The sequence below is a fragment of the Anabaena cylindrica UHCC 0172 genome, from assembly GCF_034931625.1.
GTDB lineage: Bacteria > Cyanobacteriota > Cyanobacteriia > Cyanobacteriales > Nostocaceae > Anabaena > Anabaena cylindrica_A.
The window spans coordinates 13,612-39,924 of sequence record NZ_JAYGGY010000083.1; the positions used below are offsets into that span (position 1 = coordinate 13,612).

The window sequence follows — 26,313 nt, forward strand, 5'->3', positions numbered from 1 at the left end:
TAGAACTTCACTTTTGCATAAATCGGCATATGTTAATGAAAAATTGAAATCAAACTTTTAGGAAGTCTTGATGTCTTTTACCTGGATACCAGTTTGAGTCATCTTCTTGTGGTGGTGTTGGTTCTGGTGGTGGTGGCAACATCCCATTCGTTGAACGACCATTAGGCACAGGAGCCGGCAGAGGTGAGGTAAGTTCGATACCACTTCCATTAATTTGTTCTTGTTCACTGGGAGTAAGTTCAGTGAGAAAATCTATATCTTTCAGGTTTTTCAGTTTGTCTTTCATTTTTACCTTTTTTGTTGTTTCAGTGTCTTACCAGCAGATGCAGTTTACAAAACCATCAGCATCTTGTAACACTTTATGGCACCGATAGATTAGTGAAAACGCCTATATTTAATTATTCAACTTAAGTTGAAACTTTTACGGAAATGTAGATTATTTTTACAAAAATTCAGTGTTGACCAATAATCTTAGAGGATGTTTGAAAAGTGGTTAGTGATGTATTAAAAACTTTAGACCCTCCTAAATCCTCCTTAAAAAGGAGGACTTTGACTCTAATTCCCCCCTTTTTAAGGGGGGGTTAGGGCAGGGCTGTTTCATTCCCTAAAAGGCTTGCAAATGCAAGAGTCTAGAAGATGAAAAATAAGCTTGGCATTCAATCTTAGGCATCAAAATGGTCACCAATTTATGACTTTTGCTCTGATATTTATTGCCAATCATATTGACAAAATACATACCTTATCGAATGAAACAGCCCTGGGGGTTAGGGCAGGGGAATGGCTTCGCCACGCAAGCTATCATCGAGTGTCTAAAACACCACTCGAAACTTTTAAAACATCCTCTTACAAGCAATTTTTTTAAATCCAGTTAATTGTGTAAAAATTTAAGTTGTAAATTTATTATCTATAACTTGATCATCTCTAACAAAAATAAGTCTTTTGTCGAAAACAATATTACCAGTCCGCAATTAATCTAGCTTTCCTAAGTAGGAATTTTAGGACTGTTTCTTTGCGGGAAATAATATCAGTTCTTCCTTGCATTCCTGGTTGAATCGTACATTTATGATTGCTCCTACCTAAAAATAAGCTTTCTGGAAGTATCGTTACCTCGTAAACAGAACTCGCGCCACTCTGCGGGTTAGAAGCATTGGATACCAGCTGATTCCCTTGAGATTGGATTGTATCTTCAGAAATTTGACTAACGACACCTTTAAGAGTCCCATAATCGGGATAAGGACAGGCAGAAACCCGCATCTGTACTTCCTGACCTTTTGCTAATTTACTCACATCATCAGGAGAGACTGCGGCTTTGATGACTAAGGGAGCATTGCTAGGGACAATTTGAGCAATTTTTTCACCTTGACTCACCAATTGACCAGGGTTTCGCAGGTTGAGTTGAGAGATAATTCCGTCTGCTGGTACTGTAATCTTGGTCTGGCTGAGGTCGCTTTCTATTTGTTGTAATTCGCTGGTGTCACGCTGGATTTGATTTTTAGTTTGAATCCTCTGTTGAAACAGAGCTTCCCATTCTCGATTCAGGGTGGCGAGAGTTGCTTGACCGCTAGCATTTTCTTGAGCAATCGTCTCTTTAGCGATCGCAACTTCGGAATCACTAGGATTAAGAGCAGTTTGGGAGCGTTTGAGTTTAGCTCTGACGGCGGCTACAGCTTGTTTTTGCTGGGCAATAATTTGCTGTTGCGCCTCCATATTAGCTCGTTGCACCTCAACTCCTTGTTTCTGTTGGACAACATCTAACTGCACTTCTTCTAGTTGATTCAAAGATAAAGCTCCCGCTTCAACGACCTTTTGATAGCGATCGCGTTTGACTTGAGCCGCCTTCATCGCTGCCTCAGTTGACTGGAGATTAGCACGAGATGAACGTAGTTCCACCTGTGCTTGAGACAATTCATTTTGCGCTCTTTTTAAATTCGCCTCAACTTCTTCTACTTCCGCCTGGACAGTAATTTGCTGGTCTCGATAATTACGCTGGGCGCGATTGAAGGCCGCTTGAGCCGAAGTTACCACACGGTTTTTTCGTTCTGTTTCTGCTTTAATTTGACGATTTAAAGCTGTAATTTGGGCATCGATTTGCAGCAGTTGTAGTTGTGTTTGGCGGATATTGCTTTGCAGTTGACTTTTTTGAGTTTGCAAGCGGGAATCATCGACAGTGGCTAACACATCTCCCTTTTTCACTACCTGATTTTCTTGAAAAAAGATGTTTGTTATCTGACCCTCTGTGGCTGCTTGCACGAGCCGCAGTTCTCCTGTGGGACGGACACTCGCCTGTGCTTTAACGGTTACTTTATATTCGATGATAGAAGATAGAGCGATCGCTCCCCCAACAGCACCAACGAGTACCAAACTGCCTAATCTCGCCCAATTACCAATCGGTGGGAGAAATTCATTGCTTTCAACTTCGGGTAAAGAGTCTGCATTAATTTGGTTAACCATGACAGTTTTTTGGGTAGAGATTAACGAATGTTGCTTGGGGAGTTTCCATTTAGATACAAGTTGGAGAGATTTTTGGCAAAACCATTGACTCTCGATAAATCAACCCCATCGAGAAAATCTAAATGCTCACCAGGTTGATGAGATAGAACCTCTGGAGAACCTTGAATTTTTAATTGTCCAAGTTCGAGCATCACAATCCAATCAGCTTGCTGGATAACTTTGGGACGGTGGCTAATTAAAATAGTGGTTTGACCTTGACGGTGAGTTAGTAATTGGTTTAATACTTCGGCTTCACTAACCGGGTCAAGTGCGCCGGTAGATTCATCTAAAATCAACACTGGTGGGTCATTAACTATCGCTCTCGCGATGGCTAATCTCTGCCGTTGTCCACCAGAAAGATTAGCACCAAATTCCCCTAAGACAGTTTGATATTTATCCGGGAGGTTGCTAATAAACTCATCAGCCCCAGTAATTTGACAAGCTTGCACAATCTGCTCAAAACTAATATCAGGCGAACCTAAACGGAAGTTTTCCATAATCGACCGACTCCAAAAGTGTGCGTCTTGTGGGACTAAAATCACTTGTTGGCGGAAGCAGTCTAGAGCCAGGTCGTCTAGATTATAATTACCAAAGCGAATATTGCCAGATTGAAGTTGATATAAACCGGCAATTAATTTAGCCAGAGTGCTTTTACCGCAGCCAGATTTGCCGATGAGAGCAATTACCTGACCACCAGGAATAGTTAGAGAGAAATCTTGCAACAGTTCCACTCTGCCAGGATGATGGAAATTGAGGTCGGTACAGGTGATATCTGCGTTGGGAGAAATTTTTGCCCAAGGCTTTTGGCTATTATCTAGAGTTTCTGGAGTAGCGTCAATGACTTCTGTGAGGCGTTGGGTAGCAGTTTTGGCACGGGTGAATTCATCAACAAAATCGATAGTAGTTTTAATAAAACCGGTAAAATTGCCATTCATGCTATTAAATGCTAGGAGCATCCCAATGGATAATTCCTGCCGAATTACTAGAGTGCTGCCGAACCAGAGTAGGGCGATGCTACCAATGTTGGATACTAAGTTGGAAAAGATGCCGTTGACAATACCAATTTGAATAGTACGGAAGGTGAGATTAGCTAGGCGACTAAATCGACCCTGAAATTCTTCCCAGAATTGGGGAGCAGCATTAGTAGTTTTGAGAGTAATCGCACCTTTGAAGGTTTCCACCAAAACGCCTTGATTTTCGGCTGATAAGACCAAAACGCTGCGAATTTTTTGCTGTAAAGTGGGTAATAAAGCGACTGTAGAAAGAGTCATCAAAAGTGCGATCGCACCAGATGCAACTGTGAGTTTTATACTGTAGAACAGCATCAAGCTTAAGGAAACTAGAGCAATAAATAGCTGGCTAGGCAGACTCACAACAGCCTGAGAAATTAACTGGTTAATTTGTTGAATATCTTCGAGGCGACTGACAATTTCGCCACTGCGACGAGATTCGTAGTAACTTAAAGGTAAGCGTAAAATTTGTCGTCCAAATTCAAAAATTAATCCTAGTTGCAGACGTTGAGCAAAGTGGGCAACAAGATTTGATTGTGCTAGTCGCAAACTACTACTAACTAGGTGCATAACGATAACAGCAATAGCAACGCTAGTCAAAAGTTGAGTATCTCCACGAACTAGCACATCATCGGTGAGGATTTGCAACAAGAAAGGGGAAGCGAGGGAAAGCAGACCTAAAACCGAGTTGAGTAATAAGGTTTGACCAAGAATGGCCCGATAAGGCCAAACACGCCGCATAAAGCGTCCCAAACCGCCAACTTTCTCTTGTTCATCTTCCTGAGCAAAAAAGCGGACTGGATCTGGTTCTAGCAGGAGCATTACTCCATTTGTCCAGCTTTCGAGAAGCGACTTTTTTGTGAGATAAAGTATGCCTGCACCTGGGTCAGCAACAACGTATTTATTGCCCTGCTTGCCGTATAAAACCACCCAGTGATAACCTTTCCAGTGAATGATAGCTGGTAGAGGAATTTCTTTTTCGTTGAAAGTTTCTAGAGTTACTTTCACAGCCCTTGCATTGAAACCAAGGGCTTCTGCACCCTGTTTTAATCCTAATAGGGTGCTTCCTTGCTGTCCTGTGCCTACAGCTTCCCGACATCGGCAAATGGTAAAGGTTTTGCCATAATGTTTAGCAATGGAAGCAAGACTTGCAGCGCCACAGTCTTCTTCACTATGCTGTTGAATAAGCTGGAATTTCATGGTTAGTTATTGGGTAGTGTTGCATACTCGATTGCTTTCTAAACTCGGCTATTAACCTTGGGAGGTTCTAGTGCTAGTACCGAGGGAACCAGCTTTGGTGCTGCTAGGCGCAATAATCCATAACCAATACCTGCTAGTCCTGTCATCAGTCCTGGTGTCTCAACTTGGAAGGGAACGCCACAGAGCCAGCCCTCTTTTTCAATATTTGCGAGAATCATGGCAGCCAGACGGTCAACTTCAGTTTTCCACTGAGGATCATCAAGGGTGATACTGGTTTGCAACAGTAGTTCTAGATTGCCCAGGTCTCCATGACAGAGGGAGTGGTTGCCACCAAAACCATGATCCAGCGTGGTTTTCAGGGCTGTATTAATTTCTCCTCTAATTTGAGAATCATCAAAATAGGGAAGACAATGCAAACGAGCCAGCCCAACCCCTGGCGCACCATTACACCAAGCTGTCATAAACTTGGGCGATACTTTCTCTGTCCCCTGTTCTGGAACTTCAGCTTCACGCCGATCAAACCAGTTACCTTCCTCTCGACAAAAGAGAGAGCGTTCAAATTCAATTGCTTGCCTTGCAGCAGTTTGAAATCGTTCCTCACCTGTGAATTGGTATAATTTCAAGAGACTCCAAGCGATACCTCCTGCACCATGTGAAAAGCCTGAAAGCGGACTTTTACTGAATCCATTCGCAACCCAAGCTAAACCCCGGTTCATCGGTTGAGCATGAGCCAGAAGCCAATCTCCACATTGGAGAGCAGTTTGCAAAGTTAAGGCAGAAGGGGCATGGTGATGAAGATTAATCAGACTAACAAGACAGCCTGCCGCACCCCCGATCACATCGAACTGCTGATCGTACTCAATTAAACTGGGGAGTAATGCCGCAGTTTGCTCCGCTTCAGCAATTAATTCTGGTTGTTCCCAAAGCACTCCTAAGTGAGTGAGGGTGTAGATCAATCCGCTCCATCCGGTAAAAGCACCAATTGATGTAACCACGGACTGGACTTTTTGGACTTGTTGGACTTGTTGGCGTAGAGTTTTCATTGCCGATTGAGCCAAGACCGTGTATCGCTCTTGATGTGTTACCGCCCCAAGATAAGCAAGGAAAAGCATAATACCTGGTAGCCCTGTATAAAGGTCTATCCCTGAAGAAACCAGCATCCAATTACGTTGGTCAACCAGTTCTATTCCCACCCAAGTGGCATCTCCTCCACCTTGGATTGCCAACGACTCTAGTCGATCTCCGACTGCTAGGGCAGCTGCTAGAAACTGACTCTGAACAGCAACAGTATTTGAGGAATGAGAAATTGTTGGTCGAGAGACTGAATCGTGTTTAAGTTCGTCTCCGGTGACTGTGGTTGCCAACGTTGCCCGGATATACCAAGTCTGTTGAGCGAGATCGTTACCACTAAACTGATGCAAACGCCGTGCTGGAGAGGACATTGTTGATGCGTCAAAAAAGTTGGCAATCCTTTTCCCTGAGCTACTCCACAAGTGACATGAACCAGGATAGGTGTGAAATGCCGGAATATCTCCTTGGTCAAGATCCTCTCGCTCCGCAAAAATAACCCGAATCAAATCGGAATCATTTTTGACCTCACTCCAGAGTTGATCCCACAGGCGATCGCGGTTTAAAGCATTGCGTAAAACGTCCGGATGAAAGCTCTCATGAAGTAACATCCCATAGAACCGTGTAGGACGGAGAATGACTCGCACCTCATCTTCACGAAAAGCAGCCAGAGGTCCTGAGTCTGAGAGCAGATAATCCCGATGTTTCATGAGCAATTGGTACATCACCGTGAAACCATTGATCAGCGACGGAATGTAATCTAGCAGACGAACTTCCTTTCCTGGCAACTTGGGACGGTGATCACCTTCTTTCAAAGGGAATCGACTGGATTTGAGTTGCATTTGGTCTGTACCAGCTCCTTCCCAGTAGGGCAGGGGTTCGGGGGATAGCTGACCGCCTGTGGCACCAAGGCCACTGATATCTAAGCCCTCTGACTCGGAATTAAACCAAAGGCGCATTGGTAGTAACCCGACTTTCAATACAGACTGAAGAATTTTATTAACAACAAGTTGCTCGGTATTGCTTTCGTCTCTCCTTTCCCTGGGTGGATGAAACATTGCTTCTAGATCAAGCAGCACAGGATGCTCTCCCACCGCAATCAGATTCTCAAAATGAAAATCAGTAGCACTCAATGCATACAATATTGCTAGATATGCACCTTGTCGCTCGTAGAATCTTTCTATTTCAATAGTTGTATGACAATCCTCTGCTTTGATGAACTCAACCCAACCGTAGGAACCACGATTAATTACTTTTAAAGTTCGTAAAGTTGGGTGATCACCTTGTTGATTTAACCAGGATAAGAGTTCTTGAAAATGTACATCAATTCCTAATGATTTCGGTTTATAAACTACTTTCCAGCCAGAAGAAAATGTGGCCATGAGTACTGACCGGCCACCCCGATGTTTGTCTCCTAAATTTCCCTCTAACTGCAACAATTTATCCGATGTTGTCTTCGTTCCTAAAGTATTTGCCAGAGTAGGCCAATCTTGACAAAGGTGGGTGAGAAACTCGAGACAAAAACTACTGAGATGATGAATATGGATCAGGAGTTGACGAGCTAAAACTGGGTATTCTTCTAGCAGGGCAAAGGCTACATCCGAATGGCGTAACCGTTGGATGAAGCTCTCAAAGCGTTCTTGGGGCGTATCTCCTTCCAGAAGTCCCTGTAGTCGAGCCACGTTGAGTTCCAGGACTAGGGTGCGATTCAAGAGGTGGAGCAATTCCTGAGACCAATCTGTCAAAAGTATGGCTTCGATGGTGTTTGGGTCAAAAGGTAGGGAAGAGTGGGCTTGTTCTAGTTTCTGGATGCCTTGGCGAAGATGATCGATGCCTTGGCGGAGCAAAGGCTCAATGACATACAGAAATCCTACTTCTGGTTGTTTGTCCCATTGCTGGAGTAGCGCTACGGCATCGAAAGACATAGGACGAGCATAGGCTTGGCTAAGACATTCGAGCCATGCTGGAGTTGTAGAGCAACGATCTCGCACTGCATTAATAGGCTCACCCAGTAACTCCAAGAATTCATTTTCATTAATGCCATCAACTGTCAGACGCTGCTCGAACAACTTCCCTGTGGAAAACTGGGAACGCCAGCGTTCTATAAGATGCTTTGCCAGTTTCCCATCTATATTCTTGTTGGGTGTATGACAGGTATCACCATTTAGGAATGTTATCCGTTCTGTTAAAGTCAGGGCATGATACCAAGCTTCAGATTGAGTCGAGGGGGGAGAGTTAGATGCTTTTATATTTTCTGATAGTGTCACTTTGTACCTCCATTACCAGTCGTGATACGTAAATTTGGGTGAGCTGTGATTGCTCACCCTTGGTCATTAGGGGCTTTGTCTAAAATGAAATGCCTCTCTCATCGTTAGATGCTGTAACAGCAGCATTTTGCGGTTGATGACATGGCGTTGCTAATATTCCGACAATTGGTAAGGTGCGACCAAAGACTTAACTGAACAGGTTGGGATGGACTGCTAGACAATGCCTCGCCACCAACTAGGCTTTGCATCTCGTGATCTTCCATCTCAAGCATCCCAGCCGGGTTTTCAGGTAATTGCGATCGCTGTTCTGCACTCAGGCTGTTGCGATATTCTTCATCTTTCCAAGCGCGGATAATGTCAATATTGGACATGATTTTTCTCTTTTCTTTATTTGATGTTTTTTAGGAATAGACTTTTAGCTTCAGGAATTTACCTGTACTTTTGCCTTCCTGTGTGTTTCTACGATGGCTTTTTGTCTTTATGCACCTAGTGAAAAGATTTTTTGGAAAAAATGTAGGCAGTGCCTGGAATACTATGTATTACAATTAAGTAGAAATTCGTAAGCTCTAAATCTTCTATACGCACAAAAATTTTATGCAACCCCGACAGGGCATGATTGAAACCTTTTCCACCTTTGTGCAGTTTGATGCAGATAGGTTTAGTTTTTGGGTGACAGACAGCAAACTTAACAGAAGTATCAAAAAGTGCTTAGAACAATACCCACAACAGACATCTGATAAATTTTGGGTGCTGTACTGGTACAAAATCTGGGAAATAGAATCTAGTCCTTTAGCGGTGGGACATATTTCTGCTTATTTACAGGAGGTATGTTTCTGGGTTGCTAGAAAAATAGCTGTAAATTTTACGAGTCAATTTTCTGTTGCTGATTGTTTTCAGATAGCTATTTCCTGCATTCATAAAATTCTCAAAAATTTTAATCCTGAATACAGTACAAATTTAAAAAGCTATGCAGAATATGCTTTTGAGCGTTTTCTCAAAGATTCACTACGTCTAGGGAAGGAAGCAGATATATGTACAGATTGGGCTTTGCTGCATAAAATTAGCCGGAAGCGGTTGATAAATGCTTTAGAGAATGCTGGTTTTAATAGTCAAATTATTAATAGTTACGCCTTAGCTTGGGAATGTTTTAAGGAGCTTTATAGTAGTGACAGCCAATCTATCCGTCAGTTAGGAAAACCAGATACTGCGACATGGCAAGCAATTACTCAGCTATATAATAGACAAAGCTTGAGCCAAGTGACTCCAGAAACTTTGGAAAAATGGCTAAGTACCTGCGCTAAAGCTGTACGAGATTTTCTTTACCCGAAGTTTGTGTCTGTTGATGCTCCTATTCATGGGCAAGAATCAGGTAATTTATTAGATACATTACCCACAAATTTACCAGCATCTTTACTGACAGAAATTATTGCCCATGAAGAAGCTACCACCAGACAAACACAACAAGCACAATTAAATCAAGTTTTAATAGATGCTTTAGCTAGGTTAGATATTCAGTCTCAAAAATTACTTCAAATTTATTATCAGCAAAAGCTAACTCAACAACAAATAGCTGAACAGCTAGAAATTAAACAATATTCCGTTTCTCGCCGCCTTACCAGCATTAAACGCTCATTACTCACTACCCTAACGGAGTGGAGTCAAATTCATTTGCATATCTCCCCTACATCTGTCGTAGTGGATGCTGTAAGTCAAAGTCTAGAAGAATGGCTTAATAATTACTATAGAACCGCCTGAGATTATGTTTGATTCTGCTGTGTCTTTCGCTGTTGATAATGAATTGGTTCTAGAAGTGATTCCGATATCACCAAATTTAGAGCATAACTTTTCTACGCCTGGTGGTTTTCAGCGTGCTAGGATTAATCAAGTTTGTTTAACTACGTTTTTAGATTGGTTGCAAGCAGAAATTACACCCAATGCTAGAGTACATCCCAATCTGGCTGCTTTACCGAATTTTTGGGAATTCGTTAATGGTACAGCTATGAGTTTTGATAACTCGCGCTTGGTGTTAATTCCTACCTTAGCGATGGATGTAGATGAATTACGGATACCTCAAGAATGGGTGGATATTCCCGAATGGGTAGCTGACTATTATTTGGCAGTGCAGGTAAATTCAGATGCAGGCTGGATGAGAGTGTTTGGTTACACAACTCATCAACAAATTAAAAGTTTGGGGGTTTATGATGAGAGCGATCGCACTTACAGTTTAGAATCTGATCAGCTAACCTCAGACCTGAATGTGCTTTGGGTAACTCGCAAATTATCTCCTCAAGAAATAACCCGTGCGGCAATTCCTCCTCTACAAAATTTACCCCAAACCCAAGCAGAGAATTTACTGCAAAGATTAAGTAACGCAGATATCAAGTTTCCTCGCTTAGAAGTTCCCTTTAGCCTTTGGGGAGCATTAATAGCACACGGTGGTTGGCGACAACGTTTGTATGAATTGCGTCAAGGAATTTTCCAACCAGCATCAATAAGGCAATGGCTTGAGGAAGGGGTGTCAAATTTTGCTCAACAACTCGGTTGGGAATTACAGCAGTTTACAGCCTTGTCTTCAGGAATGAGGAGTCGAGAAACCCTAACGTCTAATCTAGGTTTATCTCGGCGATTATTAGTAGCTGGGAATACTTATGAGTTACGAGTTTTCCCTAAAAGTAATCCAGAAGAACAAATTTGGCGTTTTGAATTACTCAGTGCAAATCCAGAAAGTATGATTCCTGTAGGATTGGAACTCAGGCTACTAACGGAAGACTTACAGCCATTTCCTAATAATCAAGATATAGCGACAACACCTGTAGAAAAATTATATCTAGAAGTGATGTTAGAACCAGGTGAAGGTTTGGTTTGGGAAGTCATACCTTTACCAGCAGAATATGAGCGCGAAATTTTACGTTTTTAGTTGCAGGGGGCTTGTTATTTGTGTCTCTATGGTTTAGAGATAATCTATTTAACTACAGAGGCACAAAAATACAGAGAAGTTTAAGGAAGTGGGGAATGTTGAAAGAAAAATTTATTAATTTTTGCTTGCTAGTTGTGTTAACTGTACTTATATGTATTCTGATAAATCCAGCGATCGCAAACATTTCTCAAACGAGAATAATTAATCAAGATTCACAATCACAAATTGTCGAAAGCCAAACATTATATGAAAGTGGTAGATTTGCTGAGGCGGTGCAAGTTTTACAGCAAGCAATCCAAGCATATCAACAGCAGGGAGATACTTTAAAACAATCTGTAGCTTTAAGTAATCTATCTTTGGCTTATCAACAACTTGGTGATTGGCAACAAGCTCAAATTGCTATTACCAATAGTTTAGATTTACAAGGATTTAAAGCACAAGGTACAACTAATAAAAATTTAGCAGTTTTAGCTCAAACATTAGATATTCAAGGACGCTTACAACTCTTAACAGGTAAGCCAGAAGCAGCTTTTAGTACTTGGAAACAGACTGAAGATATTTACAACAAGCTGGGAGATAAAAACGGTATTGCTTTGGCACTACTTTATCAAGCTCAATCATTAAGAAATCGAGGTTTTAATAAGCAAGCTATCAAAAAACTAGAGCAGGTAAATCAAACCTTAGCATCTCAAGGTGATTCTTTGGCAAAGGCAGCAGTTTTACTTTCCCTTGGTGATACATTAGAAAATGTAGGGGAATCAGAAAAATCTCGGCTGGCTTTAGAACAAAGTTTAGCAATTTATCAAAGTTTAAAATCAACAGAAAATATTGCTTCAAGTCTGCTTAGTTTAGGAAATAATGCTCGGAATCAACAAAAAATTCCCCAAGCGATCGCATTCTATCAACAAGCACTTGATACCTCACCTTCACCCCTCACAAAAGTTCAAGCAAGACTCAATCATCTTAATTTATTAATTGAGGAGAAAAAATTCACAGCAGCGCAAATATTAATCCCAGACATTCAATCTCTGCTTGCAAAACTTCCACCTTCACGTCCATCTATTTACGCCCAGATTAACTTTGCCCATAGTTTGGGTAGTTTGAATACTCCTAAACCCCAAATTGCTCAACTCCTGGCTACATCTGTACAACAAGCCCGGAGTTTGGATGATATCCGTGCCGAAGCCTATGCTTTAGGGAATTTGGGTAACTTGTATGAAAAAACCCAACAATTTGCTGAGGCTATTAACCTCACACAACAGGCTTTGATATTAGCACAAACCAGCAACGCTCCGGAAATTACTTATTTGTGGCAATGGCAGATGGGTAGATTATTAAAAGCCCAAGGTAATATTATAGGAGCGATCGCATCCTATGATGCAGCAGTAGAAACATTGAATTTACTACGTATTGATTTAGTAGCAGTCAATCAAGATATCCAATTTAATTTCCGCGACAATGTAGAGCCAGTTTATCGTGAGTTAGTGGCGTTACTGCTGCAAAATTCTGGTGAAAAAACCGATATTAAAAAATTAGATAAAGCTAGAACACTTATAGAAGCATTGCAGTTAGCAGAACTCGATAACTTTTTTAGAGAAGCTTGTTTACAAGGGCAGAAAGTACTTTTAGATCAATTAGTAGATAAGGAAAATCCCAATACTGCCATACTCTACCCCATTATTCTGCCAGAACAACTCCACGTAATTGTCAAAATTCCTCAACAACCACTCCGTTATCATACAGTAAAAAAATCCCAGGTGGAAATTGAACGCACCTTAACACAACTGCGGGAATATATTTTAGAACCGGATAGAACAGAAGAAGTAAAAGTCCTTTCTCAAAAAGTCTATAACTGGTTAATTAAACCTATTGAATCTAATTTAACCACAAATGAAGTTAATACTTTGGTATTCGTACTAGACGGAGCATTAAGAAATATACCACTAGCTGCTCTTTATGATGGTGAGAAATATTTAGTAGAAAAATATGCTATTGCTCTTAGTTTAGGGCTTCAACTATTAGCTCCCCAACCTCTGGCGCAAACACCACTAAAAATACTTGCTGCTGGTTTAGTAAAACCACCTTCTGAGTTCCCAAGATTCTCACCTTTACCAGGAATCAAACTAGAATTTGACCTCATTGCTCAAACAGGAGCATTTACCAAAAAACTATTAGATGAAGACTTTACTAGCATCACGTTAGAAAAAAATGTTAATACTCTTCCTGTTAATGTTTTACATTTGGCAACTCACGGACAATTTAGTTCTCGTCCGGAAGATACTTTTATTCTAGCCAATGATGGTTCTATCAATATTTTACAGTTCGATAACTTGCTCCGTAGTCAGAGTGACACTAGTAGGCAAATTTTAGAATTATTGGTTTTGAGTGCCTGCCAGACTGCCAGTGGTGACAATCGTGCTACATTAGGTTTGGCAGGTGCAGCTATAAAAGCAGGTGCGCGTAGCACAGTCGCTTCACTGTGGCATATTAATGATCAATCTACTGCCATCTTAATTGGTGAATTTTACAATGAATTAGTCAATAGCAAAGTAACTAAAGCAGAAGCTTTGCGTCGCGCTCAAGTAAAATTATTAACCAAATACCCTAACTATAGTCACCCTAGTTACTGGGGTGCTTATATATTAGTTGGTAATTGGTTTTAAGGACGATTCTTTTCGCCTACTCAACATTCGTACTTGAGGGGGCAACAAAGAGGTTTTATTACACTCCACTACACTCAATACCCTTTTATCCGTAAGCTACAATGTAAATATCAACCAAGCAGTTTTTGTCTGCTGATATACATCCAAAAGATAAGTGATGAGTAATCAAATCCAAGACTACAATCCCAGCGGTATAGCTGAAATCAATGGTAATTTACTAGGTTTACCTTATGATTACGAGTCTGCAAACTTGATTATCTTTGCTGTCCCCTGGGAAGTTACTGTTTCCTATGGTGCTGGTACAGCTAAGGGACCACAACGGATTTTAGATGCGTCATTCCAAATAGATTTATTCGATTTTGATAATCCTGATGGTTGGAAACAGGGAATTTTTATGGTGGAAATTCCCCAAGATATTTTAGATAAAAATAATTACTACCGTCAACAAGCAGCCAAAATTATCGAAAGACAAGCGGAAGGTAAAGCGCTAACAAATACACCTGATTTAACATCTTTACTAACAGAGATTAATCAAGCAAGTGAACAGGTGAATCAATGGCTGTTTAAACATTGTCAAGCAGCAATGAATCTGGGTAAAAAAGTCGCTGTTATTGGTGGTGATCATAGCTCACCGTTGGGTTATTTCCAAGCCTTAGCTGCTCAATATGATAGTTATGGAATTCTGCACATTGACGCACACGCAGATTTGCGCGATTCTTATGAGGAATTTGAATTTTCCCATGCTTCTATTATGTTCAATGCGATGAAAATACCGCAAATTTCTAAGTTAGTGCAAGTAGGTTTGCGGGATATTTGTCAAGATGAAGTTGATATAATAAATGATTATGATGGGCGGATAATAGCTTATTATGATCCTGCGATTAAACAAGAGTTATATTCTGGAAAGACTTGGATTGATCTATGTCGAGAAATTATCAATCATTTACCTGAAAATGTTTATATTAGCTTTGATGTGGATGGTTTAGATCCTAAACTTTGTCCAAATACTGGAACTCCGGTTCCTGGGGGGTTGGAATTAGAACAAGCTTATTGTTTGTTTAGGGAATTGGTAAATAGCGGTAGAAAAATTATTGGTTTTGATTTGTGTGAAGTTGGTGATGCTGAATGGGATGGTAATGTGGGTGCGAGGATAGTTTATAAGTTGGCGAATTTATTGGATTTATCCCAGAAAAACAGTACATACAGAAATTCTTTTGTTTTCAGCTAAAATAGTACCCTAAAGAAAATTCAGAAAAATCGTAATTATGACAACTGCTACACCCGTAAAAACTGAATATGAAGCGATTATAGGTTTAGAAACCCATTGTCAACTCAGTACCAACACCAAAATTTTTTCCAACAGTTCTACCGCATTTGGTGCTGACCCTAATACTAACATCGACCCGGTGTGTATGGGTTTACCAGGGGTGTTGCCTGTGCTTAACGCCAAAGTGCTAGAATATGCTGTCAAAACGGGTTTGGCGCTAAATTGTCAAATCGCTAGATATAGCAAATTTGACCGTAAACAGTATTTTTATCCTGACTTACCCAAAAATTATCAAATTTCTCAATATGACTTACCCATAGCTGAACACGGTTGGATAGAAATTGAATTAGTGGATGATGCTGGCAACCCCACTCGCAAGCGTATTGGCATTACCCGCTTACACATGGAAGAGGATGCAGGAAAACTCGTACACGCAGGAAGTGAGAGACTTTCGGGTTCTACCTATTCTCTGGTAGATTACAACCGCGCAGGTGTGCCGTTGGTGGAAATTGTTTCTGAACCTGATTTGCGTTCTGGACAAGAAGCAGCTGAATATGCTCAAGAATTACGCCGGATTGTGCGCTATCTTGGTGTTAGTGATGGAAATATGCAAGAAGGTTCTCTGCGTTGTGATGTAAATATTTCTGTTCGTCCTGTGGGAAGAGAGGAATTTGGGACGAAGGTAGAAATCAAGAATATGAACTCTTTTAGTGCTATCCAAAAGGCGATAGACTATGAAATTGAGCGCCAAATTGCCGCAGTTGAAGCTGGGGAAAAGATTATTCAAGAAACTCGCTTGTGGGAAGAAGGTTCTCAAAGAACAAGTAGTATGCGGGTGAAGGAAGGTTCTAGCGATTATCGCTATTTCCCGGAACCAGATTTATCACCAATTCAGGTGAGTGAGCAACAATTAGAAGCTTGGTTGAGTGAGTTACCGGAATTACCGGCGCAAAAACGCCATCATTATGAAAATGAGTTGAGTCTTTCAGCTTATGATGCACGAGTCTTGACAGAAGATAGTTCGGTAGCTGATTATTTTGAAAGTTCCATCAAATCTGGTGCAAATCCTAAAGCTGCTGCTAACTGGATTACCCAAGATATTGCTGCTTACCTGAATAAGCAAAAACTGGTCATTGCAGAAATTGCTTTAACTCCCGCTAATCTTGCTGATGTGATTACTCGCATTGAAACTGGTAAAATTAGCAACGCTCAAGCAAAGGAAAAACTCCCAGATTTACTGAGTGGTGTGACTCCTGAAAAAGCTTTTGCAGGTCAGGAGTTAATTAGTGATCCTACTGTCCTAGAACCTATCATAGATGAGATCATAGCCGCTAACACCCAACAGGTAGAAAAGTATCGTGCTGGTAACACTAACCTCAAAGGTTTTTTTGTTGGACAAGTGCTGAAAAAGACAGGTAAACGTGCTGATCCAAAACTGACTAACGAATTGCTGGAAAAGAAGCTTAATGCTTAGTTATGGGTTCATTTGAGTGATGATAATTCAGTTTTTTCTCTGAATATTTCACACCAGATTTTTGTAAGTAAAGCAAAAAATGGGTGATACCCCTCATCCCTTAAGTGCTATACTTTGCTAGTTAGATGCACCCTGATGATTTGGAGAGCTACCTAAGTGGCTCTCTTCCTTGCGGAGAATTTACGTAATTATATTTTTGAGATTAAGTATCGGATCATTAAAGCCACTGAGTTTCCCTTTTCCCAAGTATTTATCTAAAATGGGAAATACAAGTAGGGCTATAGCGTTGCTTTTGTGAAGTATTCAAAATCAGTTTGACAAATAATCACTAAAAAGAGTATTGAACACGAGCTAAAACGAAAGTAATTTTTGTAACTTTTTTGAGAAAAATCCTGAAAAAGGGGTTTCACCCATCACCCTAAAAATGTTATAGTGTGATAAGTAGATGCACCCTGATGATTTGGAGAGCTATTTAATTGGCTCTCTTTTTTAGTTTTGTCAGCCTACTCAGTAACAGTAGGAAAACTGAGTTTAATAGTTTTTTGGAAGTTACAAATAAATATTATCACCCAATTTTATGCTTAGATGTGTACCACTGTCACTATAAATACGGTTAAAAACCATTACAATCAAACCGACTCAACTGGTGCAAGATTGCCATCTTACAGATAAACTCACAATAAGGATAAATACGGGATAGCTGACCTGATCTGGAAGCAGAAAAAGTTGGGAGCAGCAATCTACCAACCTACTCAATATATATATTTGTGAGAAAAATTATGGGAGACTGGCAGGAAATTACTGGTGGGGTGACAGCAGCTAGAGGATATCGAGCAGCGGGAATTACCGCCGGACTGAAACCTTCAGGATTGCCGGATTTAGCGCTAATATTGTCAGATGTGGATGCGATCGCAGCCGGTGTGTTCACAACTAGTCATGTTAGAGCCGCTTGTGTGGATTATTGCCGTCAACGTTTGCAAGCTAAACATAGTGCTAGAGCTATATTATGCAACGCTGGACAGGCTAATGCAGCTACAGGTAGCCAAGGTGTTAAAGATGCTCTGGAAAGTGCTAATTTATTAGCCAAAGAATTGGGTATTTCCCCAGAAGCGATTTTACTGGCTTCTACAGGGGTAATTGGTCAAAGAATTAAAATGGATATACTGCGTGGTGGCATACCCAAGGTAGTAGCAGCACTATCAGAAACAGGCTCAGATGCTGCTGCCGGAGCAATTATTACCACCGATTTAGTCACAAAATCAATTGCTCTAGAAACAACTATAGGCGATGCCTCCGGCGGGCTACGCCAACGCCCCGTGAGAATTGGCGGCATTGCCAAAGGTTCGGGAATGATACACCCCAACATGGCCACCATGCTGGCATTTGTCACCTGTGATGCGGCTGTTGCACCCACGCTTTGGCAACAAATGCTCACAAGAGCAGCAGATAGAAGTTTTAATTCTATTACCGTTGATGGTGATACCAGCACAAATGATAGCTTAATTGCTTTAGCTAATGGTCAATCTCGCACCCCAGCAATTACAGAAATGGGTGCAGAAGCAGAGAGATTAGAAGCCATGTTAACAGCAGTATGTCAGCATTTAGCGAAAGCGATCGCTCGTGACGGAGAAGGTGCAACCTGCTTAGTAGAAGTACAAGTCACCGGCGCACAAGATGAAGCAGCCGCACGACAAATCGCTAAAACCATTGCTGGGTCTTCCTTAGTCAAATCTGCAATCTTTGGACGTGACCCCAATTGGGGACGTATTGCTGGCGCTGCTGGACGTGCAGGAGTACCCTTTGAACAGGATAATTTGCGGATTAAATTAGGGGAGTTCTTACTTTTTGAAAATGGCCAACCCTTACCTTTTGATAAAGCCTCAGCTAGTGCATATTTAAAAAAAGCAGCAGCAGGTGCCTATCTCAAAAAAGATACAGTATTAATTTCGGTCAAAGTCGGTAATGGTCACGGTATAGGTCAAGCTTGGGGGTGTGATTTGAGTTACGACTATGTGAAAATTAATGCCGAATACACAACTTGAATTGACACTCTTAGGTCTATACTAAACACGTTTGGGACACGGATTTTTGCAAGATTGCGAAAAACCTAGATGTGTAGGGGTTTAGCATTGCTAAACCCTCATCAGGGCTTCTTCTGAATAATCGCTTCACCATCATACAAAAATAAGCTCAATACAATCATGAGCATATACAGCGGTTTCCGCTCTTATGAGGTGCATCTTAACAGCAATTCTCATTTTGGAAATTTTGCGCGACCTATCAAAAATATTTCTCAATAGCCTTTCCTAGAAAGCCTATTCTCTTGTTCGAGTTTTTTCAACTGAGATGGGTTCAGTCCAAAATGAGAATTGCTGGCATCTTAGCCCCCTCATCGCTTGCGGTGAACCAGCGCTGTAGGCGGGTTTCCCACCGTAGGCGACTGGTGAACCCGAAGGGGGAGGGGGTTGGGGGTGGGGTTCTTGTACTTCATAACACCGGGAAGTGCTGTATGTATTTTCTTATATTCTCCTTCCTACCTCTACTCCTTGCAATCTTAACATTTAGGAGTTTTTATACTTAAACTTTATAAGTAATTTTGACCTTGACTAATTAACCAAGTTAGGAGAAGCTTTCTAATAAGAAAAGTGTATGCTTCTAAAAATAATAATTTTTGTAAAGATTCTGAGATATTTATGGTGAAAGATGGAACATTAGTTAACAAATGGCAAGTTTGTATCTAAGTTCTGCTTCTAGATTTTGACCAGTTCTGCTCAAGCAGTAAAGTTCAAGCGTATTATCGAGGTTGGCTTTTATCTCATGGAAACATTAGAATTCATAATTTATCCAGACGGTAGGGTAAAAGAAACAGTTACTGGTATGGTAGGCAACTCTTGTGCTGAAGTAACAGCAGCCATAGAAGCGCAATTAGGACAAGTACTGAATCAAGAGCCAACCTCAGAGTTTTTCGCCAACAATAATATCCCAGAATCTGCTGTAGTAAATACGCAAACTGCATTCAGCGAATGGTAAGTTTTCAAACTAGTTTATTGTCATAGATTCACAACCACCATGTCACACTTTAGCCAAATCAAGACTCAAATCCGTAACCTAGAATCCTTAAAAGACGCACTGACTGACTTGGGCATAGACTGGAAGCCTGGCCCACAGGAAGTACGTGGCTATCACGGTCAAACTCATCCTGCGGAAGTTTCTATTGAACAGGAAAATGGCTATGATATCGGTTTTAGATGGAATGGTAAGGAATACGAATTGGTAGCTGATCTACAATATTGGCAGCAAGATTTATCTGTAGATGGATTTTTGCGCCAAGTCACTCAGCGCTATGCTTACCAAGCAGTGGTGAAAGAAACCGCTAAAGTCGGCTTTCAGGTTGCTGAACAACAAAAAAATGCAGATGGTTCCATTCGCTTAGTCGTACAACGCTGGAGTTCATAATGTCTCAATTGCAGCCGTTGCCAGAAGATTTAGAAAACAATCGTTCTGGCTTAGAACCAGAATTAGGTGGTTTTTTAAGGGATGAACCAGAACGTTCTGGTTTAGAACCGGAATTAGGCGGCGTGCTGCGGCAAAAAGGCGTTTATGTAGATGAAATTACCTGCATTGGCTGTAAACATTGCGCCCATGTTGCTCGGAATACCTTTTATATTGAACCAGATTATGGGCGATCGCGTGTAGTTCGCCAAGATGGGGATGCAGAAGAGGTAGTTCAAGAAGCTATAGACACCTGTCCAGTCGATTGTATTCACTGGGTTGATTACACTGATTTAAGAAATCTAGAAGAAGACCGCAGATATCAGGTAATTCCTGTAGTTGGTTATCCTGTTGATCATGCTGTAGCCACTACTGAAAAACGCCGGAAGAAACAAAAGTTAAAAAACAAACAATCTTAAAATTTAAATATCAAGCAATTAACATTTTATGGGGCTGGTGCTATTACCAGCCTTTTTTGCATTTAGTCAACTGAAGTTAAACCCAACTGAAGACGAAAATCATCATCATAAATTGCTTTTTGCCAGTCGGTAGCTAATTTCACTTGGTCTGGAAGTAGGTTTTTTGCATCACTGAGGTCTGCGCCACTGAGGTATGCGCCACTGAGATTTGCATCACTGAGGTTTGTGCCACTGAGGTCTGTGCCATTGAGGTATGTACGACTGAGGTTTGCACCACTGAGGTTTGCGCCACTGAGGTTTGTACGCCAGAGGTTTGCGCCACTGAGGTTTGTACGACTGAGGTTTGCGCCACTGAAGTCTGCATCAATGAGGAATGCTCCACCCAGATATGCACGACAGAGGTTTGCGCTTCTGAGGTATTGACCTACTATTATGAGGAATTCACCAATTTTAATTATGTTGCTATAGCTAATGATGCGATTTAGTAAATTCTCATCGAATCTATCTAACTGCTGACCAGGATGAAATGAGATTTTGTCTTTTAACTCATCTTTGGCGCGAGCATAATTATGTAATTTAAACAGGAGAATTAAAACATTTAGCCCAGTATAAATATCAACTTCTCGCAGTCCTATTTTTTTACCATATCGGTGCAACTGCATCATTTTATTTTGGGGCAAATTTTCTTGATATTCTTCATCAATTAAGTTATTTCTGTATGCATTGATGAATTTACCAGCACACCAGTCATAATAAAAATCTTGCAACCTAGTAAATAATCTTAGCAATTCCTCTGATGTCAATTGCTCACCGCTATCAGGCAGAATTAACCCTATTAAATACTGGACAATTTCTCCTGTAAGTCCACCATAACCTAATAAGTCATAAATTTCTTTGTCAAATTGGTTTTTGCTAACATTAAACCGCCAGCGTTGATTTTTTTCTTCTCCTGCAATCCATTGTTTACAACTATTTTGTAAACGTTGAGCAAATAAAAATTCACTAAAACTTTTATGAACAAATTCTACTGCGCCTTCTTTAACTCCATTAGCAGAAGCTGGTTTTAAATAAAATGCTGCGAGAGCATTTCGTAGTGGGTTATCACCTAATTTTATTTGTGCATCTTCGAGGATTTCTTTTGCATCTTCATCACTTCTTAGCCTTTCCTCAATATGTTTAATTAAAGTATATTCTCCTTCGGTTTGAGTTACACATAACCCAACTTCAGCTAAAATCCTTTTTAAGGCTTCTGTTTCTAATGCAGTAATTTCCTTATTCAATTCTTGAGAACGTTGTTTTGTTAATACCCAATCTACAGTTTTTTGATATATTATAATTTTGGCTTGATTACTACTAACTCCAGCCAACATTGAATCTGTTATTTCTCCATCTCGGTGCATTGCTGCTAACAGATATAGTAATAAGGGTTCTTGTGCTAAGGTGTTTATCTGTTCTGGACAGTTATTGGATTTCAGAAAATTCCCAAAAGCTAGAGATTTATCTTCACCAAATTTATTTCCCCACTTCTTTAACCATTCTTCTTGATCGTCTTCTTTCATCAAACATATTTCTACCCTGGCTAAATTGTGGGGAATAAATCTTTCAATTCCTTGTAAAGCTGATTCTCTCCCCGTAATTAAAAACCGATGTCCCATTTGGGAATTACTATGACAACTTTGTTGTAAATCACCGATTTGTTTAAGAAATGCTTCTATACCCATCGTCGAACTTCTCTGCATTCTTAACTCATCAAACCCATCCAATAAAAATAAAAATCGAGTATTAGCATCTGTTAACCAACTATCATCACCCTGAGCAAAATCTGCATTGACAGATGTGCGGATGGTCTGTTTAATATCGTTTTCAAAAGTGTTAATATCTCTTAATCTAATTAAAATTGGTGTCCAAATAGGATGTAAGTTTTGGTTTACCCATTCCGCAAACACCCGACAAAATACACTTTTACCTCTACCTGGTCCCCCTTGGATAAACATCACCTGATTTTGTTGCTGAGAATCAGGATTAATTAATAAATCCTTAGCCCATTTTTCTAAAATCACTGGACTTTGTTTAGGATTGGCATTTTCTATCACTTTCCCGTTACTATCTAGTAATTCAGCTTGCAGAGGTACATAGAGTTCGGGAATAGTCAAGTCTTTTTCACCTAAGATTTGCCAACGTTCCTTAATTACAGTATTGCTAGACTCAGGTGAAATTTGATCCTGGAGATAAAAGTTAATCTTACTATATTTAGTATTTTTGATTTTTTCTTGTGCTGCAATAAGATTCTGTTTTAAAATCTCAGACAAACTTGATTTACTCTTGATTTCTTGGCTGATTAGTTCTTCGATACATTCTAGAGTTCCCCAACCAACCCAACCTGTAATAATTTCTGCTGTTAATTTATCAATTCCAGCTTTTTCTAAATAAATAGATAACTGCCGTTTTAAAATTAAGCCTAAATGCGATTCGAGAAAACCAGTTAATGCCTGTTTTGCTAGTTCTGCATCTAATTCCAGCTTTCCTAATTCAGTAATTTCTTGTTGTATCTCTACACCTGATGCAACGTTATTAAATCTTTTCTCTAACCAATAATTCTTTCTCACTAAATTATCAAAACTGCTAATATAGGCAATAGGAATAGCAAGAGCTACCCATTCTTCTAACTTGCTCTTGCTGTTATTTGAGATTGACTGTAACCATTTTCCTCCCAGTCCAATCAATGGGATACTAGCCATCGTTACTGTTGTCACAGAAGCAGTAGCAATAGCAGTAGGAACTACACCCAATGCTATGACTAACCCCGCAGCGGCTGTAGTAATATTTGTAACTAATTCAATTTTCTCTCCATTGTCTGTTACTCTTTGCCAAATATGCTTAATGTTAGGAATTGCCATTTTGTTATACAAATTTGCTGTAGTAAAAATATTTAGTAATTAATTTTACTACTAATTCGCTGCACCGAATTATAAAAATAAGTTTAAAAAACTAAGCAAATTTTTAGGGTGTGTTAACGATAGCGTAACGCACCCTACTATACTCAAATCTAAAATTGTTGTGCCTTTATTTAAGAATTAGAGGATCATGCTGTGAAAGCAACTTTTCAACTTTTGCTTCGTCAATTCTAGAAGTTAGCCTTCTGGATTCGTGTAAATCTCTGCTAGTTTTTGCCAAGGTGAAAGTTGAACCGACAGAAAAAACTAAACCCATACCCATAAAGCCTTTTACCCAATTATCCACAGGCAAATTTACAATACCAAAACCCGTCATAGAAATAGACATAATAAAAGCTGCCCAGGTTTGAATAATCCAAGCATTACTATCTTTTTGTGGGCTAAATGTTTGCATATCTCCCTCCTCTAACTAAGTACTATCAACACAATTTTAAGAAGCGGTCACAAAAGTGGTAATATTAACTGACCAGTTCCGCAACTGTACTTAATAAGAGTAGTTAGAAACTCAGCAATTTCAGCAAATACTGGTGTAAATTTTGTACCAGTTTGGCAAGTGGCATAAATAATTCGTAATAGTGCTTCCAGCAGGCTACGCCAAATTAATTACAAATCATCTTCATGCTGCCTCCTCATGGCGTTTCTGGGAATGTTTGCACCTTACCATCTGGACTGAAGACAACTCGAAGTCTGAGATTTTGCCCGGATTTATTAGTAGAAACAAAAGCTTTACCAATTGCGGGTATACCAGTGCTATCAAAGTATTCTCTAGCAGATCGATTTAATGGCAAAATACGTTCAATAGAGCCATCAACACCCAACATCAAACTGTATTCTAGTGTTTGCGAAAATCCAGCAGGTGGTTGCCAATTCTTTTGTAAATATTGTCTGGCTTCTGCTACTTGAGGTATATCAAATAATGTGTTGTCTGAGGCGGCAACCTCTTTAGGTAAGGTTGTTTTTCTTGCTTCTCGCAATTTTGCCACTAAATTCTCATCCTTTGCAAAAGAAGCACTTGTGGCAGGAGAATTAGTACTTCTATTTAATTGCTGTGAATCGGGTTGAGGAGCTATTTGCGGAGAAGTTGGAGGTAAAGTAGCAATAGATTCAGGTGTGGAGATATTATTGCTATTTCTAGTAGGCAAATTTTGACCTGTGGCCAGATTACCACCACTTTGATTAGTCACCCCTGTAGAGTTTTGTTGGCTATTGGGTGTTGTTGGTGATGGAATTTGCAGATTTGCCGGAATGACTGGCCTTCTTGTTTGGGGTATGGTCAGTGGGATGTTTGGCGATGTGTTAGCTGTGGATGGGACAGTTGAATTGGGGAAAGATAAAGGCTTTGGATCTACGCTGGTATCAGTAAGTGGAGGGGTGGTGTCTAAGTTGGGTAGCTGTATGGAAGCACTATTGCTTGGGGGTGAAGGCAAATTACCTGGGGAAGCAAGTCCTGCTTGAGGAGTAGTAAAGTCAAGGGAGGGTGAGGATTCGAGGGCAACTTTTTCTGATGATGAAGTTGTTGTTTTAGCGACCTGCCTTTGCTGCTGTTTGATGTTGTTGGCATATTGCCAGGTTAAGGGAGTTAAACCTAAAGCCAATGCTAAGGTTGCAGCAACAGGTGTCCAAGTAGGCAAATAGCGAACAGAATTTGAAATCTCGTTATTTAGCTCAGGTAATACTAAAACATCGGCTGAGTATTCCTCTAAGGCAGTTGCTAAATCAAATAGTTGCAATAGAGTGAGTTGAATTATGGGTCCAGATGTGGGGTTGGACAGGGAACCGAGAAATAGTTTATGAGTTAAACGATCGCTTGATTCTAAGTAAATTGTTGCTTCTAAAATCCCCATGTTAAAAGAGTTAACAGTTTTAGGTGAGGATGAAGTGGAGGCAAAATCATCTAATTCTGGTTCATCAGATGTTGGGTTTGATGGTTGCGGTTTTAAAAAACTCAGACAAAAGCTATCTGCTGATTGTTGGAGAAGATTTTGAACGTAGTTTGTGACTGCATTACACAAAGCTTCTAGTTGATCGCGATCGCCTTGAATTGGCACTTGGCGGTCGTCTGGTAGTCCTGGATCATCAAAGTGTAGTTCAAAATGTAGTTGTTTGAGGACAGTTTGCCCCATCCAACGTGATAAAGGTGAGCTTTGCGCCAAGATTTCTAGCGTGCAAGTCGGGGGAGTATAGCGACGGATAACAGAATTTGAGCGAGGCATAGCAAGAATTGCAATGGGGACAAAGAGTAACTAGGAATTTTGGATTAGTAATTTAAAATCTAAAATTGTTTTGTGGAACGGTCTATGAGTGTTAACCACAAACGACGGTGTCCATGAGGAGCGCTATAAAAAAGTAAATCTACTAGCAGTTTTAGCGCTAAGTTTTTCAGCAACTTTGTACTAATTTTGTCATCTTCTTCCATCCGTTCTTGATAGGTGTTGCAGAAAGCATCAATATAGTCTCCCAGTAAAGCCGTTTGATGAGGTTCCTGGTTTTTTGCGGCTATTTGTTCTAATAGACCAACAGCACGACGGATTAATTCTTGGTGCTGTTTAGCGAGGTAACAGGTAATGAGAACTAGCGATCGCGCTTCCTCTACATCTAGCTTTTTTCGACCTCCTTGACCTTTGCGTAAGGGATTTGATTGGCGTAATCGCCATAAAGCTACCCGATCTGGTACTTTTGACTCTAAATTGAGATTAATTGCCGCCGAAAGCATAGCATCAGAACCAATACCAGCTAAAGTTTCTAGGGCTAACAGCACCAAATCTAACTGGGTTTTGATATTGTCCCATTCAACTGTTGTGGGTGTTGGCAGCTGGTTTAAATCCTCCCACTGGGAGTTTGGTGTGACTGAATCGGTTACCGAGTGCATAACTTTTAGCATAGGTGATCAGGCGAATGGAGGCTGTTGCTGTTACCCATTTTGAAACAGACCCTGAAGCATAAAAGTTGGTTTCCCATAGGTAGCTTTGAATCGGTTTAGTAAACAGCGGTTGTCTTTGTTTTACTTTAAATGAAAATTTCTTTTCTCAATATGAGAAGTTAATGAGGATTGGTAATGGGTCATTGGTCATTGGTCATTGGTCATTGGTACT

At 40.4% G+C, this 26,313-nt stretch carries 18 protein-coding genes; 9 read left to right on the plus strand and 9 right to left on the minus strand.

Annotation, left to right across the window (positions count from 1 at the left end):
• Nucleotides 1–49: 49 nt before the first annotated feature.
• From VB713_RS17095 to VB713_RS17115, 5 genes are all read right to left on the minus strand, one after another.
• Nucleotides 50–286 carry a hypothetical protein gene (locus VB713_RS17095; RefSeq protein WP_323312716.1) on the minus strand — a complete coding sequence of 79 codons (237 nt, stop codon included), beginning with the start codon at nucleotides 284–286 and terminating at the stop codon, nucleotides 50–52.
• A gap of 668 nt (nucleotides 287–954) precedes the next feature.
• A complete protein-coding gene (locus tag VB713_RS17100; RefSeq protein WP_323312717.1) occupies nucleotides 955–2,451 on the minus strand; it encodes an HlyD family efflux transporter periplasmic adaptor subunit in 1,497 nt (498 codons plus the stop codon).
• A 20-nt stretch (nucleotides 2,452–2,471) separates the two neighbouring features.
• Nucleotides 2,472–4,700 carry a peptidase domain-containing ABC transporter gene (locus VB713_RS17105; protein WP_323312718.1) on the minus strand — a complete coding sequence of 743 codons (2,229 nt, stop codon included), beginning with the start codon at nucleotides 4,698–4,700 and terminating at the stop codon, nucleotides 2,472–2,474.
• Nucleotides 4,701–4,738: 38 nt separating this feature from the next.
• Complete coding sequence (locus VB713_RS17110) at nucleotides 4,739–8,035, minus strand: type 2 lanthipeptide synthetase LanM family protein (RefSeq protein ID WP_323312719.1); 3,297 nt, start codon at nucleotides 8,033–8,035, stop codon at nucleotides 4,739–4,741.
• Between the two features lie 104 nt (nucleotides 8,036–8,139).
• Entirely contained in the window at nucleotides 8,140–8,406 is a 267-nt protein-coding gene (locus VB713_RS17115) for a mersacidin/lichenicidin family type 2 lantibiotic (protein WP_323312720.1), read from the minus strand.
• A gap of 223 nt (nucleotides 8,407–8,629) precedes the next feature.
• Here VB713_RS17115 and VB713_RS17120 point away from each other — a divergent pair, with 223 nt between their 5' ends.
• The 9 genes from VB713_RS17120 (at nucleotide 8,630) to VB713_RS17160 (ending at nucleotide 20,267) form a co-directional block, all read left to right on the plus strand.
• Entirely contained in the window at nucleotides 8,630–9,790 is a 1,161-nt protein-coding gene (locus tag VB713_RS17120) for a sigma-70 family RNA polymerase sigma factor (RefSeq protein ID WP_323312721.1), read from the plus strand.
• A 4-nt stretch (nucleotides 9,791–9,794) separates the two neighbouring features.
• Nucleotides 9,795–10,952 carry a DUF1822 family protein gene (locus VB713_RS17125; protein WP_323312722.1) on the plus strand — a complete coding sequence of 386 codons (1,158 nt, stop codon included), beginning with the start codon at nucleotides 9,795–9,797 and terminating at the stop codon, nucleotides 10,950–10,952.
• Nucleotides 10,953–11,047: 95 nt separating this feature from the next.
• A complete protein-coding gene (locus VB713_RS17130; RefSeq protein WP_323312723.1) occupies nucleotides 11,048–13,615 on the plus strand; it encodes a CHAT domain-containing protein in 2,568 nt (855 codons plus the stop codon).
• Nucleotides 13,616–13,772: 157 nt separating this feature from the next.
• Nucleotides 13,773–14,843, plus strand: a complete 1,071-nt coding sequence (gene speB, locus VB713_RS17135; RefSeq protein ID WP_323312724.1) for an agmatinase SpeB — start codon at nucleotides 13,773–13,775, stop codon at nucleotides 14,841–14,843.
• A 37-nt stretch (nucleotides 14,844–14,880) separates the two neighbouring features.
• A complete protein-coding gene (gene gatB, locus VB713_RS17140; RefSeq protein ID WP_323312725.1) occupies nucleotides 14,881–16,356 on the plus strand; it encodes an Asp-tRNA(Asn)/Glu-tRNA(Gln) amidotransferase subunit GatB in 1,476 nt (491 codons plus the stop codon).
• Nucleotides 16,357–17,135: 779 nt separating this feature from the next.
• On the plus strand, nucleotides 17,136–18,398 hold the full coding sequence (gene argJ, locus VB713_RS17145; RefSeq protein WP_323312726.1) for a bifunctional ornithine acetyltransferase/N-acetylglutamate synthase: 1,263 nt from the start codon (nucleotides 17,136–17,138) through the stop codon (nucleotides 18,396–18,398).
• A gap of 775 nt (nucleotides 18,399–19,173) precedes the next feature.
• Nucleotides 19,174–19,386: a DUF2997 domain-containing protein gene (locus tag VB713_RS17150; RefSeq protein WP_323312727.1), complete on the plus strand. Its 213-nt coding sequence runs from the start codon at nucleotides 19,174–19,176 to the stop codon at nucleotides 19,384–19,386.
• A gap of 39 nt (nucleotides 19,387–19,425) precedes the next feature.
• Entirely contained in the window at nucleotides 19,426–19,812 is a 387-nt protein-coding gene (locus VB713_RS17155) for a DUF1257 domain-containing protein (RefSeq protein ID WP_323312728.1), read from the plus strand.
• Nucleotides 19,812–20,267, plus strand: a complete 456-nt coding sequence (locus tag VB713_RS17160; protein WP_323312729.1) for a ferredoxin — start codon at nucleotides 19,812–19,814, stop codon at nucleotides 20,265–20,267. The genes VB713_RS17155 and VB713_RS17160 overlap by 1 nt, the downstream gene beginning before the upstream one ends.
• A gap of 62 nt (nucleotides 20,268–20,329) precedes the next feature.
• On the opposite strand, the gene VB713_RS17165 is transcribed toward VB713_RS17160, so the two are convergent.
• The 4 genes from VB713_RS17165 to VB713_RS17180 form a co-directional block, all read right to left on the minus strand.
• Complete coding sequence (locus VB713_RS17165) at nucleotides 20,330–23,164, minus strand: NACHT domain-containing protein (RefSeq protein ID WP_323312730.1); 2,835 nt, start codon at nucleotides 23,162–23,164, stop codon at nucleotides 20,330–20,332.
• A gap of 166 nt (nucleotides 23,165–23,330) precedes the next feature.
• A complete protein-coding gene (locus tag VB713_RS17170; protein ID WP_323312731.1) occupies nucleotides 23,331–23,615 on the minus strand; it encodes a YiaA/YiaB family inner membrane protein in 285 nt (94 codons plus the stop codon).
• A gap of 235 nt (nucleotides 23,616–23,850) precedes the next feature.
• Nucleotides 23,851–25,434 (minus strand): DUF4335 domain-containing protein, encoded by a 1,584-nt coding sequence (locus VB713_RS17175; protein ID WP_323312732.1) that lies wholly within the window; start codon nucleotides 25,432–25,434, stop codon nucleotides 23,851–23,853.
• Nucleotides 25,435–25,493: 59 nt separating this feature from the next.
• Entirely contained in the window at nucleotides 25,494–26,102 is a 609-nt protein-coding gene (locus tag VB713_RS17180; protein WP_323312733.1) for a DUF3038 domain-containing protein, read from the minus strand.
• Nucleotides 26,103–26,313 lie beyond the last annotated feature (211 nt).

Excerpts from the sequence above, each read along its gene's own strand:
- VB713_RS17115 (WP_323312720.1), bottom strand. The coding sequence starts at position 8,406 with ATGTCCAATATTGACATTATCCGCGCTTGGAAAGATGAAGAATATCGC.
- gatB (WP_323312725.1), top strand. The coding sequence starts at position 14,881 with ATGACAACTGCTACACCCGTAAAAACTGAATATGAAGCGATTATAGGT.
- speB (WP_323312724.1), top strand. The coding sequence starts at position 13,773 with ATGAGTAATCAAATCCAAGACTACAATCCCAGCGGTATAGCTGAAATC.
- VB713_RS17095 (WP_323312716.1), bottom strand. The coding sequence starts at position 286 with ATGAAAGACAAACTGAAAAACCTGAAAGATATAGATTTTCTCACTGAA.
- VB713_RS17180 (WP_323312733.1), bottom strand. The coding sequence starts at position 26,102 with ATGCTAAAAGTTATGCACTCGGTAACCGATTCAGTCACACCAAACTCC.
- VB713_RS17120 (WP_323312721.1), top strand. The coding sequence starts at position 8,630 with ATGCAACCCCGACAGGGCATGATTGAAACCTTTTCCACCTTTGTGCAG.
- VB713_RS17130 (WP_323312723.1), top strand. The coding sequence starts at position 11,048 with ATGTTGAAAGAAAAATTTATTAATTTTTGCTTGCTAGTTGTGTTAACT.
- VB713_RS17105 (WP_323312718.1), bottom strand. The coding sequence starts at position 4,700 with ATGAAATTCCAGCTTATTCAACAGCATAGTGAAGAAGACTGTGGCGCT.
- VB713_RS17100 (WP_323312717.1), bottom strand. The coding sequence starts at position 2,451 with ATGGTTAACCAAATTAATGCAGACTCTTTACCCGAAGTTGAAAGCAAT.
- argJ (WP_323312726.1), top strand. The coding sequence starts at position 17,136 with ATGGGAGACTGGCAGGAAATTACTGGTGGGGTGACAGCAGCTAGAGGA.
- VB713_RS17125 (WP_323312722.1), top strand. The coding sequence starts at position 9,795 with ATGTTTGATTCTGCTGTGTCTTTCGCTGTTGATAATGAATTGGTTCTA.
- VB713_RS17165 (WP_323312730.1), bottom strand. The coding sequence starts at position 23,164 with ATGGCAATTCCTAACATTAAGCATATTTGGCAAAGAGTAACAGACAAT.
- VB713_RS17150 (WP_323312727.1), top strand. The coding sequence starts at position 19,174 with ATGGAAACATTAGAATTCATAATTTATCCAGACGGTAGGGTAAAAGAA.
- VB713_RS17160 (WP_323312729.1), top strand. The coding sequence starts at position 19,812 with ATGTCTCAATTGCAGCCGTTGCCAGAAGATTTAGAAAACAATCGTTCT.
- VB713_RS17155 (WP_323312728.1), top strand. The coding sequence starts at position 19,426 with ATGTCACACTTTAGCCAAATCAAGACTCAAATCCGTAACCTAGAATCC.
- VB713_RS17170 (WP_323312731.1), bottom strand. The coding sequence starts at position 23,615 with ATGCAAACATTTAGCCCACAAAAAGATAGTAATGCTTGGATTATTCAA.
- VB713_RS17175 (WP_323312732.1), bottom strand. The coding sequence starts at position 25,434 with ATGCCTCGCTCAAATTCTGTTATCCGTCGCTATACTCCCCCGACTTGC.